Below are 17,779 nucleotides of genomic sequence, written 5' to 3' on the forward strand. Positions count from 1 at the left end.
GTCCGCCCAAGATAAGGCCCCGTTATTGTTTATGGTTAGTTAACTTTTCTGCTCGTTCACGTATCAAACGCACCACCAGCGACGTCCATCCTGTTTGATGAGATGCTCCAAGCCCTTCACCCGTTTCGGCATGAAAATACTCATGAAAATGCAGTAGCCCCTGCCACGATTCTCTATCTGCATATCGATAACCGTGACCTTGGCCAAAACAGGGGCGATATCCCTTTTCATCTTTTTGGAAAAGGGATATTAAACGACCACTTATTAAGTCTGCTATTTGGTCTAAGGCGATTAAATTTCCCGAACCCTTGGGAGCCTCAATTTGTAAATCGTTTCCATAAAAGTGATGGTATCGCTCCAGCGCCTCAACAATTAGGTAGTTAACGGGAAACCATATTGGACCGCGCCAATTAGAGTTTCCTCCAAACATCCAGCTATCACTTTCCCCCGGCACGTAGTTAACTTCGTTATGTTCACCATCGTGCCAAAATTGAAAAGGTTGTTTTTCGTGAACTTTACTCAGTGACCTCACGCCAAAATTGCTTAAAAATTCTTCTTCACTTACCAAATATTGCAAACAACTTGTTAAACGTTCTTTAGATGGCACCGATAACAAACGAAGGCCTGAGTTTTTGCCTGTCCCCGCTTTATATTCAGTAACATATTTAGTTAATTCGGGGCGGTTTTCCAAAAACCAATTCATGCGTTTTTTAAAACCGGGTAATAAATCAATCTCACTTTGCTCCAGAACGGTCACTGCAATCATGGGCAATAAGCCCACTAAAGAACGCACTTTAAGCGGAATAGGGGCTTCATTTTTAAAATTCAGTTGGTCATAATAAAAACCATCTTCGCTATCCCATAAGCCACTGCCGCCTAGAGAATTTATAGCGTCGGTAATATTCACAAAATGCTCAAAAAATTTTGAGGCAATATCTTCATAAGCGGATCGATGCTTGGCCAGTTCTATCGCCATTGAGAGCATGAGCAGGCAATATGAGGCCATCCATGCTGTGCCATCGGCCTGATTTAAATAGCCACCGCCCGGTAGGGGTCGTGAGCGATCAAATACACCAATATTGTCAAGACCTAAAAAGCCACCACCAAAAACATGTTTACCATCTACGTCTTTGCGGTTTATCCACCACGTAAAGTTGATCAATAATTTTTGAAATGCTCTTTCCAAAAAATCCAGATCACGATTTCCTTTAGGATCAGCCATTTTATATACTCGCCAAACAGCCCATGCATGCACTGGTGGATTAACGTCTGAGAAGTTCCATTCGTAAGCTGGCATTTGGCCGTTGGGGTGCATGTACCATTCACGTAAAAGTAGCAAAAGCTGGCTTTTTGCAAAATCGGGGTCAATTTTTACAAAGGGCAGCATATGAAATGCAGTATCCCAAGCCGCAAACCATGGGTATTCCCATTTGTCGGGCATAGAGAGTACATCTCGAGCATGAAAGTGTGGCCAGTCATGATTACGTCCATTCTGACGAGCGAGTGATGGGTTAGGCGTTTCAGAATCGCCATGGATCCAGTCTTTTACGATAAATTCATAAAACTGTTTGGTCCACAACAATCCAGCGTAGCCTTGGCGGCTTATTAAGGTATCTTCTTGCGTTAATCCTTTAGGCAGCACATCCTGATAAAATTCCTCACATTCTTGTCTTCGCTGGCTGAAGAGTTTGTCAAATTCATCAAGTCCTGCTACCGAGTTATCTTCATTTACAAGATGAAGTCTACATTTCACCTCTATCGTTTGACCCGGTTCAATATTGAACTGATAGTGCGCGGCACTTTTGGTTCCTGACTGATTGGGGTTAACCGCCTCTTTTTGATTATTTATTATATAACGATGGAAAGCGTCTTTGGTGTAAGGCGTGTCATTTTTGAGATTGAACACTTTTTCTTTGTTGGTTTCGTTCTCGGTAAATAGCCATTGTGGTGAGGTAGCGCTAGACTCACAATAGAATAACAGGTCACCGAGCTCATCATGAGTGATTCGTAAGCACTGTTTATCTGCATCAAAGGTTATGCTGGGTTTGCTAGTGACTTTACTTTCAGGATGTTGCCAGCGCCACATGTTTCTAAACCATACTGAGGCAAGCACGTGTAAAGGTGAGGTTTGTTGACCATGATTAGTTACGTTGATGCGCCATAGCAAGTCATTTGGGCTGCGCTTAGCCACCTCTTGTAGAACATCAAAATATGCATCATTGTCGAACAAGCCCAAATCAGCAAGCTCCACTTCGCCGAGTGTTTTATCTCTTCCTTGGTTTTGCGTTAATAGCTCGTTGTAGGGGTAGCGGTTTTGAGGATACTTATACAGAGCCTTTGTATAAGAATGAGTAGGCGTGGCGTCAAGATAATAATAGGATTCTTTAACATCTTCACCGTTACTGCCTTCTTTTCCCGTCAAACCAAATAGACGCTCTTTTAAAATTGCATCTTGTCCGTTCCAAAGGGCAGGCGCAAAACAGAGGCGGCATTGCCGGTCAGTCCAGCCCATTAGCCCATCTTCGCCCCATCGTTACACTCGGCTACGAGATTGATCGTGCGTAAAATAATCCCAACTGTCTTGTACATCGGAATAGTCTTCTCTGACGGTACCCCATTGACGCTCAGGTAAATAGCTTCCCCACCTTTTCCAGCTCGCTTCTTTATTTTTGTCTTGTAACAGTCGGAGTCTTTCAGCTTGTGGCATGTGGGGTTATCCCAAAATGAGTGATAAACAAAGGCACTTTATAAAAAATACCTAAAGAGCATTTACTGAGGAGCTATTTCTAAGGAGCATTTGGGTAATAGTTGCGTCAACTTGCCCATTGTCACAATAGTAAGAAGTATCCGCGACAATACTGCCAATCAATAAAAACCAATCCTCTTGTGTGAATATACTACATCCTCGTCTTTAGGTGTATTGGCCAAAACATGCCCAAATCAAAATAAGTCCAAAAAAAGACACGAGAACCATAAATTAAAGCAAAATCATTTGTGACTTATCAATAATCGCCGTTGTCAATACCCTTAAAGCATTAATGAGTAACTTGCAAATGTGCGGCAATAGGCTTCATATAAATAGGGTTTGCGCTTTTCATTTATAAAAAAGCTCCCCGATATACTAATTTGCAAGCCACGCGATTCGGACACGACTTAAATACACTCACATTGAGTACAGATAACATTAACTAAGCACGAGAAGGATATAAAAATGAATTGCCCAAAATGTGACAGTCAATTACTTACACATACTCACAGCAATGTTGAGTTTGAGCGTTGTGAAGGTTGCAATGGCTTATGGTTTGATTTGCTTGAAAAAGAAGACTTACAAGCCATCGAAGGGTCTGAGTTTATCGACATTGGTGATGAAAATGTAGGAAAAAAGCATGACGCTAATCGAAATATAAAATGCCCAAAGTGTGAAATTGCCATGATGCAAATGATAGACAAAAACCAGTTTCACATTCATTACGAGTATTGTTCGCGTTGTCACGGTACGTTTTTTGACGCGGGTGAGTTTAGAGACTTAAAGGAATTCACCGTTATTGAGCGATTTACACAAATGCTGGCGACTTTACGCGCCAATATTAACTAGCACTGTAGACATAAGCTTCATTACCCTTATTTTTGAAAGGCCTCATACAAATGTCCAAGTCAGGTAATCAACAATCATTGCCCTTTGGTGCGCCGCTTGGTGTCGCAAGCGGCGGCGTTATCTCATACTCGTCAGATTATAAAACCGTAAATGAGGATACATATCCTGATCGTAGCGCTTTTCGTAGCTATTACGAAGGGGTGTATATGGGATATAAATGGCAATGTGTTGAGTATGCTAGGCGTTGGTTATATGTAAACAAGGGATTGATATTTAACGATGTCTCTATGGCTTATGAAATTTTCAGGCTTTCTTCAATTCGCGACATAAAGAACAACACAGAACTGCCGCTCTGCTCGTTTGCCAATGGCTCTCAACAACCACCACGCGTAGGTGATTTACTTATTTGGGAGGAGGGCGGAGAGTTTGAAGAAACAGGCCATGTCGCCATTGTTAGCGAGGTTTTTGATGACAAAATTCATATTGTCGAACAAAACATGAGTTTTGAAGCATGGCCTGATGGCCGCAACTACTCAAGAGAAATAAAGGCAAAAATTGGCAAAAAAGGTGATTTTTGGCTGCAATGTAGCTTTGATGATTCCGTTATTTTGGGCTGGGTATCACAAACTGAAGACCGCACGCATGCAGTAGAGTTTGAAGAGTTACCCAGAGGCCTATCGAATATTAAGATACAAACTGTTAATGCACCTGCCAGCAAATTGAATGGCGCTTGGTTGAATATCGCTAACGAAGATGAGTCAGCTTATGTCGACATGATGGATGGACATTTACTATCGTCATCTGTTGATGACTTCTATCAGTATTTTGCCATATCAGAAACCGCAGAAAAAGCTTTGGACTCAGCAACTGATGAGTTGCATGGGTTATTTATGCATGCCACTGATTACGTTTTACAACATCCCGATTTACTGAGTAAATTCTCATTGCCAGCGTCAATATTACCCAAGTTAAGACAGTCATGGGATAATCGCCTAAATCAATTGATCACAAGCCGTTTCGATTTTGCAATGTCTGAGAGAGGTCTAAAGGTTTACGAATACAACTGCGATTCGGCTTCTTGTTATATGGAGGCGGGTAAAGTGCAGGGTAAATGGGCTAAACATTTGGGCGTAAAACAAGGCATGGATAATGGTGAAAAACTGTTTAAACGATTAGTTAGAGCATGGAAGAAAAGTGATGCCACAGGGCTAGTGCATGTACTTCAGGATAATGACAAAGAAGAAGACTATCATGCCTTATTCATGCAATCGGCCATTGAGGCCGCTGGCTTTGAGTGTGAGCGTATTATTGGATTAAATGGACTGCGCTGGGGCCCAAACAATAATATTGTTGACCAACATGGAAACATCATTAAATGGGTCTGGAAAACGTGGGCGTGGGAAACTGCGATTGATCAATTACGCGCCGATGAGGCTGCTAATAGCCAACAACTTCCCCTTACGCATAATATGGACAAGCCTGTGCAATTATCGGATGTGCTGATTAACGACAACATTATGATCTACGAGCCTATGTGGACGTTAATACCCAGTAATAAGGCTATTTTACCTGTCCTATGGTCACTTTTTCCGAATCATCCATTGTTGCTAAATACCAGTTTTGAGCTCACTAATGAGCTTAAAGAAAGTGGTTATGTTGTAAAACCAATTGTGGGGCGGTGCGGCGAAAACATACGCTTAATCGATGAAAATAGCGAATTAATCGCTGATAAAGCCGGTCAGTTTTCGGAACAAGAGCAAGTGTTTCAGCAATTATTTGCGCTCCCAAAAATTGGAAAATACTATGTGCAAGTCAGCACTTTCACCGCTGCGGGACATTATGCGGGCAGCGGCGTGAGAGTAAGCGAGTCGATGATAATTGGCAAAGAGAGTGATTGTATGGCGTTAAGAACCGTAGATGATATCAGCTTTCAATCTTTACGTTAAGTCGTTAGCAAAGGATGCTTACTTGCACTTAGGGTGTATGAAGAAATGGCCTAAGCCCCCATATTTAAAATCAAATCTATATAATGTTCTTGATCACTTCTGACGTTATCAACGGCCTTTGGATTGACAATATGGATAGAACAATCTAATTTTGAGCAGTGTTTAAAGTGATCTTTGTTTGTAACGTGGAGTCTGTAATTGGGACAAGAATTAATGTACGACAAAAATAGTTTTATTATTGCCCTGTTGTTGTTCATGGCTTTACTTTTAGTGAATCAAATTGCGTTTGCGCTTGGCAAACGTAACCACAGCGTTGATAACCCTGAGATGAAAACTCAGTCCACGGCTATTCAGACAGGTATCATAGGCCTATTAGCATTATTGTTAGGGTTTACATTCAATATGTCATTGCAACGCTATGATGCACGCAGCAATGCGGTTATTGAAGAATCAGGGGCGATTAATCGGGTTGCAATGCATGTTTCTCTTTTGGGCAGCCCTAATAAAGCTGAAATTTTTGAGGAGCTTGACCAATACTTGGCGCTTCGTATAAAGCTGAGTCAAGTAGACCAATCTGATACCAAAACAAGGCAAGCTATTAATAAAGACGTATCTGCATCTCAATTAAGGTTACTCGCTTTTGCCGAAAAAGAACTCGATAACCCTACTAAAACGAGTGCAGCTAACAGCTTTTATCAAGCCTTAACGCAACTTATTTTAGTCGAAAACAAACGAACGTCTATGCTACGCTTGCATGTTCCCGAGCCTGTTTTATTCCTTTTATTTATTGTATTCTTAACTGCCGGAGGGATGCTTGGGTATACAAGTGGGCTAGGAAACAAGCGACCCGCTTTTCCGACAGTTGTAATGTTTACTTTAATCGTGTTTGTGGTATTTATTATTATCGATCTAGATCGTCCCAAAAGAGGAGTAATAAAGGTAAATCAAGAGTCATTAATAGATACTAGTCTTCAATTACAAGAATACAAACTTTCAATATGACTTGAAAATTGTTTTGGTGAAAAGCAAAATTTCTTCATAGCCTGAAAAAGGTATAGCTTGTCGATTAACCTAATCAATCAAACTGTCAACGTTGTTCGAGTTTAGCCAAATTGTCCAATTTCTTCTGATGAGAATTCGGTAATCTTTCGTGTAATGAGGGCCTACTAATGCGATCCTAATTCTAGGCTGCTTTTTAATTTCAGTTATATTAATTAACAACCAATGTGTTTCTCGCATCATCTCTTTTGGAAAATCAGTTGCTAATTCAATATTGCGCATCAAATACGCTATTTCGCAAGAACGCTCTATCACCACTTTTTTGATGCGCTACTAAAGAATGGGAAAGATCAGCGCGGTACATTAACAATGGGTTTATCATGTATAATAACAGTTTGGTAACATAGCAAACGGTACTATAACCTCCTTATTAGCAAGTTGAGAAAAGATTAATGTTGAAAAAGTATGATGATATTGATGATGTTTGGTCAACATGGCCTGAACACCTGTCTAAAGTAAAAGAATACATCAAGCAAAATGACAAATTACAAGATAAAAAAGGCTGGTGTTTTGAAGAAGCGCAAGTGCTTGAAAACACGCGCGACAAGCAGATGTTACTTATTATTTTTACCGGATTTGATACGGAAGAGGGTATAGCCCTGCGTCTTTACGTTGTGGCTGAATCGCAAGGAGACGACATCAAAATTGTATCTTGTAAGCGAAGCAATTTATTGTATTGAGACGATCTAGCCAAGATCGTTGCATCCAGATAACAGCTGATAACCACCATCAACACCGAATACTACATCAAAACTCGTGCTGACAGATTGAGACTCGCTCGCGCCAATTGTAAATAACTGAGTAAGCATCTCAATATGGGGTTCTAGGGATTTTCCCCTCTAAAGTAACATAAATCGCCACAACCCTCGCAGTTAATGGCTTGTGGAGCTGGGTTACCTTTCATTTTAGACTTCATTTTCAACAATAGGCCTAGTTATTTCCTGTAAATCAGGTAGTTTGCGGTTACTAGCGAACTGATAAGTGCCGCTCAGATTAATGTTCTGCCATGCAACGGGTGATACTTGTCGAGTTATTGCTGCTTTTTCCTCGTCACCAACTTCTTCAAAGTGCAGTAATAGATGACTTAGGATCATCGAGTTAAAGTAGATAATAGCATTTGCCGTCAAACGGGCACACTCGTTCCAGACGACTATTTCTGATTCGTTTTTTCCACGGAACTGGTCACGATTGACCGATGCAATAGCTCGCCTGAGGAAATGCCAGGCTTCGCCTCGGTTCAGTGCTCGTTGAACATATTGGCGCAGACTTGCATCATCAATATAATCAAGTAAATATTGGGCTTTGATGAGCCTATTATATTCCGTTAATGCTTGTAATATAGGGTGTCTAGATGGATAACCAGATAATTTGCGTACTAGCAATGCCTGTGTTGTGCGTTTTTCTTGAAGGGATAACACAATACGCTGAATATCCTGCCAGCCTTCTTCAATCACATTCATTTTTATCGGCTTTTTCAGCGCCAGATGCGTGTTTCCGTCGTCGCTTTCAGTTACGTTAAATAGGTCATTGATCACACTGGTGAACTGAGCATACCTAGGCGCAAAACTATAACCGCATAAATCCAATAAGGCATAATTAACATGATTAACACCATGGGTGTCGGTTGAGAGGACATCTGGCTTAAGATCACTAGTATTAGATTGTAGTAAGTCGTAAATATAATGGGACTCATGCTCATTAGATCCTATGATACGGGCATTTAACGCACTATGATTGGCAACTAACGTCATGGCCGTAATACCTTTGTTGGTGCCGAAGTATTTCGAGGAGTAGCGAGTTTTAAAAGTCTCAAGGTGAGTTTCAAATTTTTGCCCATCGGTACTGGCGTGCAGGACGTCTTCTTGGATGTGATAGTGGCGGAAAATAGGGAGTGCCGCTACTGCGTTATTGATGATATCACTAGCCTCTTGCAAGGTTTCAGGCCTAATATAATTAGCTTGTATAGTGCTTAGATGCTCATAACTGCGATCAGATATTTGTGCCATCCCATATACGCCGCGATGTGTCGCATTCGCAATTAGAATAGCCAATAAATCATCCTGATTGGCGCCTACTTGTTTTTGTATTGGCAGCACGTGTGCGAAGCATTGCATAAAGTTGGTTTCTTGTTCAACATAACGCAACACATCAGCAATACTGACGGGGATCATTTGTTTAAAGAAAGGGTTGTTGACAAGTGATTGGGAGCCTTTAACTGGCAGTCGCCATCGTGTGCCACTTCGGCTCTTCATGATCACATTGCGGTTATCACCATTATCAATGTGACGAGCAACATCTTCTAGGGATGTTGTTAAGCGTATTTGTTTTACTTGCAGTAGCTTCTGAATCGGCTGCTTTAGCTTTTCCAATGTTGATGATGCCAATAGATCAGGCTGTATTGACGATGCAATTAAGTCGTCTTCTAGCGCACGATATTTAGTGACGTTTGATAAGTAAATTCGACCATTAAGCCGAGAAGCCAGTTGACGGTAAAGCAACCATTCGTATCGCTGTGGATGAACAACATCCTTGTTAATTAACCATGGACGATGTTTTTGTTGGATAAGTGTACTATCCATTGTTTGCAATGTATTACCTGCTAATAGTTCTGTTTTTGTGGTTTTGAGCTGGGTCACTAATGCTTCTGAGCCTTTACCTGCTTGGCATTCAAGACATAGAAACACGGGCCTTAATAACTGCTCAATTAACCCGTTTTGATCATCATAATATTGCCATTGATATTCTTCTACCGTGCGTTTTTGCTTTTTTAAGTACAGGCATAGCGTTTCTATATCTTGGTTATTCATTACACTTAATGCTTGTTGCCTAACCGTTGCAAATGGTTGATTATCGTCGATACTGTCATCAACAAACAGATGCAGTAATTCTGCGGCTTTGGTGACATTGTCTGCAGCTGACCTCCATGAGTCAAACACTGCCTGTTGGGCAAACGCATGCGCAGCTTCTTGTTGTTTCCGGATATGATGAATAAAACCATCAGTCAATCGCTCTAGGCTTTGCCGTATGCGTTGAGTCAGAAAACACAGCAACCATAGGTGTTGCTGTGGACGCTTAAAGCGTTTTAGTTTACTGCCATAATAATCCACCATTTCACCGAAGTGTTGTTGGTTTTTAGACGATAAGGCTAACTCCTTAACAGCATCATCAATCTGTCTTGTATAAGGCTGTAACTGATGATACATCGTCAGTTCTTTTCTTAGCTCTGTCACCATAACGCTTTTTGCACCTGCTCGAAGCTGGCTTAAGGAGAGCCCATCTTTGTCATCGATGATAGTATTTAGAAATCCGTGTAGTTCAGATGAAACATGAATACGAAGCTTATTATTTAACGCCTTCTTTACCTGTTGGATAACACGACTGATAAGCTTTTGTAAGACAGTATATTTAGGGATGGCAATTCTATGCGTTGCTAGATATTCAGCGGCTGCATCGAATAGATAACGAGGCTCAAGCCAAGCTTTGCCGACCATAACAAGATGTTCGTACAGCGGCGCAAAGTGCAGACTTTCGTCCCATTTCTGATAGTTTAATAACCTCAGTATTCTTTGATATATACGGTCACGCTGCATCTTATTAATGCTGAAAGGCCTGATCCCTTTGCCTCCTTGAACTTGCGTTGAAATAAACTGCATATCGTCAAAGATGAGGTTAAAGCTAGGTGAAAGAATCACAGGCTTAGACTTAAAATACCCTAATAACGCAATGAAATAGCATCGGTGGTTCCTTAGGCGAATACTTTTCAACTCTGTTAACTCGATCTCGTTTGGCGTAAAATACAATCGTTGTTGTTCAAGTGATAATAGCGGCGGAGAATATAGATCAAGCTGCTCAGCTTTGGTAAGAATTGATAGTTCGTTTTTTATAGCCATAGGAATTAAATTAAGTTTAAGGGGTTGTTAACCTCATAATTTGCCATACTTTGGAGAAGTAACCCACCTTTGTATGCCTTTAAATATGGTGAGTATGGCGATTTATGTTACTTTAGAGGGGAAAATCCCTAGAACCCCACTAACCCGCTAACAAAACTGATCCACCAAGGTAGATACGACAAAACGGTGAATAGTGGTGGCTCTTTTTTACTCAAGATTATTCAACCTTTTGGGAATGATAGATTGCAATGTATGTATTGTTGAATTTCTGCAATTTGCAAACAAGAGAGTAATTAATTAATGCGTATTAAACCTGATATTTAAGTGACTTGTTCGCTATCTTGAAAATGCACTTTTGGTAACTCTTACCCTTTACATTCAGCTGTATATTTTTGGTATAGCAATGTATCAAAAGATATTTTGCTATTAATAGTAAAGCGTGATCAACCGGTCGCTTTTTTAAACAATTCAGTTTTTATGTAAATTATTGCTATGTATTTGTTTTTATTATAAAAAGAATGAGGCAGGACTATGGGTTGGGTCAGTAATTTCGATTTCCTCAAAAAACATCAAGAGTGGTTGTTTAACTTGCAGAAAGTGCAGAACAGAACTTCAGTGTGTTTCCAAATACTACCATAGTCAACATGCGTCAACTTGGTGAAGTCATTGATCAAAATATTGCTACTCGCATTGGTGTCGAGTCTGGTAAAAATTTAAAGCAGATAGATCTGCTCAGAGCGCTTGATTACCACTTAAAACTCGATAACAACATACAAAAGCAACACCATACCGCAAAAGCTCGACTAAACAAAAAAGGAGAATTAATGGCTCGAGAGAAAAAGTTAATCGTTGGAACAATTAACGTTACGATAAAAAATCATACGCCAGAAAGATACGTAGAGCTTTTCAATGATGTATACAAGCTGAAACGTACTACCAAGATAGCCGGTGATCAATATGGCTTGTTAGCTAAATTGTCTGAGTTGCACAAAAATAAAAATTAAAACAAAAATGAGATCGGATCAATAACATGAGACATATTCCGATATACCAACATTGGCCAAAATGCACAACGGTTCAACATATCAACAAATGACTTTGCCAGTGAAGATGAAATTGTCGAGGCTAGCAGTCCCAAAAATTTAAAGTCAAATTCTGCAAGATTCTCTTATATATTTTTTCCTAAACAGTATTTGTTTTTTTACGAAGGTTATTACAACGGCAATTCATTTGGTCCGAGGAACAAAGGCAGACTTTGTTCGCTTCAGCGCGTGTTTATATGTATAGAAAAGGAAGTATTTTATGGCTAAAGAAGTCAAAGATTTAAAAGAGCAAGTATTCGAGGTTTGTGAGCACTTAGAGGAGCAAGGTGAGAACTGTACAGTGAGAAAAGTACTAGACAGAATTGAGGACTATAGCTCTGTCAGTACTACTCACCCATTCGTAAAGGCTTGGCAAGAAATGCGCTTAGCCGAGCGCGAAAAGTTACGCCAAAGCTTCCAGTTGTCTCCAGCCTTTTTAGATAGTCTAGTAACTGAGGCTGAAAAAATTAATAAAGCAGCGTTAAGGTTAGAACAAGAGAAGGTTGAAAATTATAAGTCACTTTCGCAAGAAGTTAGCGCCGAATTGACAAAATTGGCCCAGCAGCTTGTAGCTAGTATGCAAGAAGCAGAGAAACTGCAAAACGATAAGCGGGCACTTATTAATCAGGTAAATGTATTGCATCAAACGCAGGAGTCGAACAATACGGCTTTAAATGCAAAAGCTGAAAAGTTGGTCAGTTTGCACAAACAGGAGGTAGACATCAGCGTGGGGAGTGGTGTGCGAGCGACCCTATTTGAATGTACGGACTCAACCCTGACCTTGTCTTATTGTCAGAAATAACCTTTCAGCCCTCGAATAACGACCATCCCGGTATTTCAATCACACAATTAAGCGCTTTGTATTATTGATTTAGACGATTAGTGTTATAAATAAAGATTATTGAGCGTTGTTGGTTTTTATATTTGCATCATACTTATCCCATCGAAGCAACTTAATATATAAGACAAACAACGGAGGGTCACTATGACTAACATCGAAATATACAGCAAAGGCTATTGCCCATTTTGTAAAAGAACGAAAGCAACCTTGAGTAATTTAGGTTTAGAGTTCACAGAATATGACATTACAGACAATGACACATTGCGCGCCGAAATGATTGAGCGAAGCAATCGTAAAACGGTACCTCAAGTCTTTATTGAAGGCCATCATATTGGTGGGAGCGATGATTTTCATCAAGCGCTTAGCAACGATTTGTTAGCGCAATTTAGAAACAGAAAAACCTCAGAACATGCTTTATAAGCTTTATATAAAACAAGATTTAAACATTAATTAATTGGAGAAATTTATGACTATTACCGCTACTCAAACTCAACAAGCAACACCCGTAACTGGCAACAACTCAATTGATAGCCAAGCACAATTAGCAAAAAGCATAAGTACTTATGGCGATACGGCTTTACGCTTTTCTATTGCACTTATTCTTGTTTGGATTGGTGCTATGAAGTTTACAGGATACGAAGCAGGCGCAATTCAAGGTTTAGTCGCGTCGAGTCCTTTAACGTCGTGGCTGTATAGCGTGTTTAGTGTACAAGGTGCATCTAACTTAATTGGTGGATTAGAAATTGCGACTGCGATTGCTATTTTAGCAACGCCTCTAAATCGAGTTGTTGGTATTGTGGGTAGTCTTGGTGCGATTGCAACCTTTGCGGTCACTTCTAGCCTACTGCTCACAGCGCCTGTTTGGGAAGCATCACTTGGCGGTTTCCCTGCGCTAAATGTTGTACCGGGTCAATTCTTGGTAAAAGACCTAGTATTGCTTGCCGCTTCGGTTGTGCTATTAGGTAAAGCCTTAGCAATGAAAAAGTAATCTCTAGAGATTCGTAGGGCGCTTACAAAACTAAGCGCCCTTTTTTGTTTTGCTCGGCCTACTCTTGACGACACCAAATATTTCTAAGCATTTTTGTAGCTTTAGTAAAGTAAGCTACTTACTCTTCCTAAACTGTTTTGGCGTCATGCCTACATACTTGTTAAACGTTTTAGTGAATGCCCGCTCAGATTCATAGCCCACTGCAAGCGCAATATCATCGATAAATGCTGAGGTAGTTGTGATCATTTCTTTTGCCTTTTGGATGCGTAAATTCGACAAATAAGCAAATACGGTTTGTCCTACAAGATCAGTAAATTTTTTGGCAAAGGCGGCTCGCGACATCCCAATGCTTGTTGCTAGCGCTTCTATTGTCCAAGGGTTTTCTGGTGAACTGTGAATAAGATCTAAGGCTTTTTTAATACGTTTGTCTTTAAGTGCTCGTAAAAAACTATGTTCTTCTTGTCGTCCAAAGTTAATCCTTATTAGCTCGACCAGCACCACTTCTGTGAGTTTGTTCACGATAATTTCGTTGCCCGGGTTTTGTGCCATATATTCAGAACTTAGTTGGTCGAAAGTACTTTTAAGCCACGGATGCTTATTTAATTCATCTTCACGAACAATAGTGACTTGATGGAATATCTCGTTCAGAGGCGAGAGCTTATCGCTTTCGAACGAGCAATTGCCGCACAACAGAAGTGTTGAATCGCCGCTAATTTGCATCTTGCCTGGGGGCGGGATGCTCGTGAGTATATGATCAACACCAGGACCTAAAAATATCAAGTCTCCTGCATAGAGTTGGTCTATTTGATCACCAATTTTCACCCAACAAGCGCCGCGTCTGACTAAATGAAATCCTGCGGTAGTTTTGTTAAGGAACTCTTTTGTCCAAGGCGGTTCAACATGGCTGCAAAAATAGACGCTGCCGCTCACACGTAAAGCATTCAAAATGTCGCTTAAAATTTCCATCAAGCATCCTTAAAAGTAAATGTGTTTTTAATATAGACGATTGATGCATAAAGTAAAGACATATAGACATTGTTGTAACTTTATTATCGACGATAATACTAATATTGAATACAGACAATGATTTAGGAACTCGAAATGAAAAGCAAACGTCCCCTTATACTATTAACACTATTATTCGTCATATTTTCTAGTTTAAGCTTACCTACACTAGCTAAAGATACCGCCTACTCAAGTGCCGTAGCGGTAGATGTATTAATTGGCTCAGACGATATAACGGGCCTTAGACTTGCTTATCGTCCCCATTCTTACGAACTAAGGGATGTACCTTACTTTGATTCGCTAGATATCTATTGGGAAGTCAGCGTAAATTTTTGGGAATACGGTGAAAACAATGAACATGAAACCAACGTGGTTATTGCGTTATCGCCTGTTGTTGGTAAAACATTTTATTATATAAATGATAAATATCCACTTAAATGGGAGTTTGGTATTGGTGTGTCTCTTGTTAATGATACTCGCTTTGCTGGTAAAGACATTGGTTCACATTATCAGTTTGAAGACCGTCTTGGCTTGAGTATGGATTTTGGTGAAAACCTAGAACAAAATGTATCTGTGCGTTATATGCACTATAGCAATGGCGGCTTGAACACGAAAAATCCGGGAGTCGACTTTTTGAATTTCTCATACGCTTTTACGTTTTAGGAAAGCACCACCATGTTACTTTTCATCACGTTTATTGGTGTGTTGTTAATTGGCTATTTAGCGCAAACAGCAGGTTTGTGCATGTACCGTGGTGTTAATTTGTGGATGCGTGGAAAACGAGAGTTTTTAATCGCAATTTTGTTAAGTGGTGTGTTTGCTTGGGTGGCTGCTTTTTATGCTTATTTTGCACATTTACCAACTGCTTTTATTACACTAAATGTAAGCCCATGGTTAGTACTCGGTGGACTATTGTTTGGACTTGGAACTGCATTTAATAAAGGTTGTGGGGTGTCTACCTTGGGTAAATTGACTCGCGGAGATCTTACCATGCTAGCTACCATCAGTGGATGGTTGCTTGGTTGGTATATACAGACTAAATGGGGAGGGCAAATTGATACAAAGCAAAGTGTAGCAACCAGCCTCTCTAGTTATATTTTATTGATGATTTTTTCTTTCGCCATATTGGTTTGGGTATTAATAGGTAACAAGCAACGCATACGATTATGGTTGCAGTTGATGACCATTGGTTTAGTCGCTGGTTTTCTTTTTTTAATTGAACCTAAATGGCCGCCAAGTGGATTGTTAAACCATATAGCTGTTGCATTAACCAGCAACCTGCCTCAGCAATGGCCATCTTTAAACCAATACCTTTTGTTCGCCGGATTATTGATGGGTATGTTTGTTTCGGTATTTAGAGCCAAACGATTTGGGCTATTGTTACCTTCATTTAAACAAATAGTTGTGCACTTAACTGCGGGCACCTTAATGGGAATTGGAGCATCGCTTGCTGCCGGTGGCAATGACGCTCAACTGCTGCTTGCTATGCCTACTTTATCGTTATCAAGTTTTATTACTGTAGCGAGCATGTTGTTTGGAATATGGTGCGGTATTCGCATAAAAATCAAATTTACTTCTTAACTTTAGACTGTTTCAAGTATTGAAAATATAGACGAATAGTGTTGAAAATGAATACGTTCAAACATTGTTTAAATAACTTATTAGCACAGAATAGCGATATAGACAGTAAACGTTAGAACAACGGTGCCCAAGACATGCCTAACATTGAAATTTACACTAAAGGCCACTGCCCATTTTCTAAGGAAGCAAAAGAAACACTAAACAATCACCATATAGGTGACGGCGCAGATTTTCACGAAGCAAAGTGGTTCGTTAGATGAGCTTTTGTCAGCATAAACAAGATGAAATAAGGAATTAATATGAAACCAGCATTAAAAAACAAGCATGTAGATATTGCGATTATTGGTACAGGAACCTCTGGCATGGGCGCATATAGAGAAGCGCGCAAGTATACTGACAGCATTGCTCTTATTGAAGGTGGTGAATATGGCACTACATGCGCACGCGTTGGCTGTATGCCATCAAAACTGCTTATTGCGCCTGCTGAATTGAGACACAATACCGAAAAGTTTACAGACTTTGGCTTGCAAGGTGAAGTGCCAAAAGTTGATGGTAAAGCCGTGATGAATAGGGTGAAATTTGAGCGCGATCGCTTTGTTGGCTTTGTTAATGAAGACGTTGAAAGTTTTGATCAAAAACATCTAGTTAAGGCTTATGCCAGTTTCATAGATGATCACCAATTAAAGCTTAGCAATGGTGAAACAATTAGCGCAGATAAAATAATTATAGCAACGGGCTCACGCCCTAATATCCCAAGCTTTTTTGAGCAAGCCGGCGATAGGCTAATTACCAACGATGACGTATTTTCTTGGGATGATTTACCCAAGTCGATTGCGGTATTTGGTGCAGGTGTTATTGGTTTGGAACTAGGGCAGGCTCTGCATCGATTGGGCGTTAAAACACATTTGTTTGGAGTAGGCGATGCGGTTGGTCCGCTAAGCGATCCGGACGTAATCGCAAGCGCGCTGAATATTTTTAAAGACGAATTCCCGTTCCATAGCAATGGTCAGGTGAAAAGCATAGTGCGAACTGACCAAGGCGTGCAAATTACCTTTAAACCATCACCTGATGACGATGAAATAACAGAGACTTTTGATTATTTGTTAGCCGCGACCGGTAGAAAAGCAAACATCGACAGAATAGACATAGAAAATACCACACTTGCCCTCGATGAGCGTGGTGTTCCTTTGTACGATCCTATGTCGATGCAATGCGGCAACAGTCATATTTTTATTGCTGGCGATGTAAATGGCGATGTGCCCTTATTGCATGAAGCTGCTGATGAAGGTCGCTTAGCCGGTGAGAACGCTGCTCGTTTTCCCAACGTGTTCAAGCGCAGCCGAAAAACAGTATTGGGTGTGGTTTTTTCTGACCCGCAAATTGCAACTGTAGGGGCTTCTTTTAGTTCACTTAACGCTAAGCATGGCTGTGATTTTGCTGTCGGCAGCGTGAGCTTTGAAGGACAAGGCCGATCAAGAGTTATGTTGGTTAACAAAGGTTTATTGCGAGTGTATGGCGATAAAGAAACCGGTGTACTATTGGGCGCTGAAATGATTGGACCTCATAATGAGCATTTAGCACATTTACTCGCTTGGGTAGTACAAATGCGCATGACCGTAAGCGAAGTGCTGCAATTGCCATTTTATCATCCAGTTATTGAAGAAGGCTTGCGAACAGCTTTACGTGATCTATTGTTTAATTTAGGAATGGGCTCACATCCACCGCTTAATTGCATTGATTGCGGACCAGGCTCCTAAAATCTAAGTGTTTAATTTGTAGGTGCCCAAGCGGA

Annotated in this window: 15 protein-coding genes and 1 pseudogene; 12 read left to right on the plus strand and 4 right to left on the minus strand. The window is 40.4% G+C overall.

Translation table 11 applies throughout. From position 1 onward, the window contains the following. Positions 1 to 22: 22 nt before the first annotated feature. Complete coding sequence (locus RM544_RS03200; RefSeq protein ID WP_311360324.1) at positions 23 to 2,512, minus strand: MGH1-like glycoside hydrolase domain-containing protein; 2,490 nt, start codon at positions 2,510 to 2,512, stop codon at positions 23 to 25. A gap of 21 nt (positions 2,513 to 2,533) precedes the next feature. After that, positions 2,534 to 2,707: a hypothetical protein gene (locus RM544_RS03205; protein ID WP_311360325.1), complete on the minus strand. Its 174-nt coding sequence runs from the start codon at positions 2,705 to 2,707 to the stop codon at positions 2,534 to 2,536. Between the two features lie 504 nt (positions 2,708 to 3,211). Between RM544_RS03205 and RM544_RS03210 the strand changes: the two genes are divergently transcribed. From RM544_RS03210 to RM544_RS03225, 4 genes are all read left to right on the plus strand, one after another. After that, on the plus strand, positions 3,212 to 3,595 hold the full coding sequence (locus RM544_RS03210; protein WP_311360326.1) for a TFIIB-type zinc ribbon-containing protein: 384 nt from the start codon (positions 3,212 to 3,214) through the stop codon (positions 3,593 to 3,595). A 50-nt stretch (positions 3,596 to 3,645) separates the two neighbouring features. Continuing rightward, positions 3,646 to 5,541, plus strand: a complete 1,896-nt coding sequence (gene gss / locus RM544_RS03215; protein ID WP_311360327.1) for a bifunctional glutathionylspermidine amidase/synthase — start codon at positions 3,646 to 3,648, stop codon at positions 5,539 to 5,541. A gap of 198 nt (positions 5,542 to 5,739) precedes the next feature. Beyond that, positions 5,740 to 6,543 carry a bestrophin-like domain gene (locus RM544_RS03220; RefSeq protein ID WP_311360328.1) on the plus strand — a complete coding sequence of 268 codons (804 nt, stop codon included), beginning with the start codon at positions 5,740 to 5,742 and terminating at the stop codon, positions 6,541 to 6,543. 449 nt (positions 6,544 to 6,992) lie between these two features. After that, complete coding sequence (locus RM544_RS03225; RefSeq protein ID WP_311360329.1) at positions 6,993 to 7,280, plus strand: hypothetical protein; 288 nt, start codon at positions 6,993 to 6,995, stop codon at positions 7,278 to 7,280. A 225-nt stretch (positions 7,281 to 7,505) separates the two neighbouring features. On the opposite strand, the gene RM544_RS03230 is transcribed toward RM544_RS03225, so the two are convergent. After that, positions 7,506 to 10,490: a Tn3-like element ISKox2 family transposase gene (locus RM544_RS03230; RefSeq protein WP_311360330.1), complete on the minus strand. Its 2,985-nt coding sequence runs from the start codon at positions 10,488 to 10,490 to the stop codon at positions 7,506 to 7,508. 644 nt (positions 10,491 to 11,134) lie between these two features. Here RM544_RS03230 and RM544_RS17690 point away from each other — a divergent pair. From RM544_RS17690 to RM544_RS03250, 4 genes and pseudogenes are all read left to right on the plus strand, one after another. Further along, positions 11,135 to 11,800 (plus strand): annotated as a pseudogene (locus RM544_RS17690) (DUF4747 family protein). After that, positions 11,793 to 12,374 carry a DNA-binding protein gene (locus tag RM544_RS03240; protein WP_290295042.1) on the plus strand — a complete coding sequence of 194 codons (582 nt, stop codon included), beginning with the start codon at positions 11,793 to 11,795 and terminating at the stop codon, positions 12,372 to 12,374. Before RM544_RS17690 ends, RM544_RS03240 begins: the two are co-directional and overlap by 8 nt. Before the next feature lie 183 nt (positions 12,375 to 12,557). After that, on the plus strand, positions 12,558 to 12,833 hold the full coding sequence (gene grxC, locus RM544_RS03245) for a glutaredoxin 3 (RefSeq protein WP_290295044.1): 276 nt from the start codon (positions 12,558 to 12,560) through the stop codon (positions 12,831 to 12,833). 46 nt (positions 12,834 to 12,879) lie between these two features. After that, entirely contained in the window at positions 12,880 to 13,401 is a 522-nt protein-coding gene (locus tag RM544_RS03250; RefSeq protein WP_290295045.1) for a YkgB family protein, read from the plus strand. A 114-nt stretch (positions 13,402 to 13,515) separates the two neighbouring features. Here the strand turns inward: RM544_RS03250 and RM544_RS03255 are convergent, their stop codons facing one another. After that, positions 13,516 to 14,367 (minus strand): AraC family transcriptional regulator, encoded by an 852-nt coding sequence (locus RM544_RS03255; RefSeq protein ID WP_290295046.1) that lies wholly within the window; start codon positions 14,365 to 14,367, stop codon positions 13,516 to 13,518. Between the two features lie 135 nt (positions 14,368 to 14,502). On the opposite strand from RM544_RS03255, the gene RM544_RS03260 reads away from it, so the two are divergent. The 4 genes from RM544_RS03260 to RM544_RS03275 all read left to right on the plus strand — a co-directional run bounded on the left by RM544_RS03260 (position 14,503) and on the right by RM544_RS03275 (position 17,744). Next, positions 14,503 to 15,069 (plus strand): acyloxyacyl hydrolase, encoded by a 567-nt coding sequence (locus RM544_RS03260; RefSeq protein ID WP_290295047.1) that lies wholly within the window; start codon positions 14,503 to 14,505, stop codon positions 15,067 to 15,069. A 12-nt stretch (positions 15,070 to 15,081) separates the two neighbouring features. Beyond that, positions 15,082 to 15,987 (plus strand): YeeE/YedE thiosulfate transporter family protein, encoded by a 906-nt coding sequence (locus RM544_RS03265; RefSeq protein ID WP_290295048.1) that lies wholly within the window; start codon positions 15,082 to 15,084, stop codon positions 15,985 to 15,987. Between the two features lie 134 nt (positions 15,988 to 16,121). Continuing rightward, a complete protein-coding gene (locus tag RM544_RS03270; protein ID WP_290295050.1) occupies positions 16,122 to 16,247 on the plus strand; it encodes a glutaredoxin domain-containing protein in 126 nt (41 codons plus the stop codon). Positions 16,248 to 16,286: 39 nt separating this feature from the next. After that, complete coding sequence (locus RM544_RS03275) at positions 16,287 to 17,744, plus strand: dihydrolipoyl dehydrogenase (RefSeq protein ID WP_290295051.1); 1,458 nt, start codon at positions 16,287 to 16,289, stop codon at positions 17,742 to 17,744. The last annotated feature ends 35 nt before the right edge of the window (positions 17,745 to 17,779 follow it).

Origin of the sequence: Brumicola blandensis (assembly GCF_031846165.1) — a bacterium.
Taxonomy (GTDB): domain Bacteria; phylum Pseudomonadota; class Gammaproteobacteria; order Enterobacterales; family Alteromonadaceae; genus Glaciecola; species Glaciecola blandensis.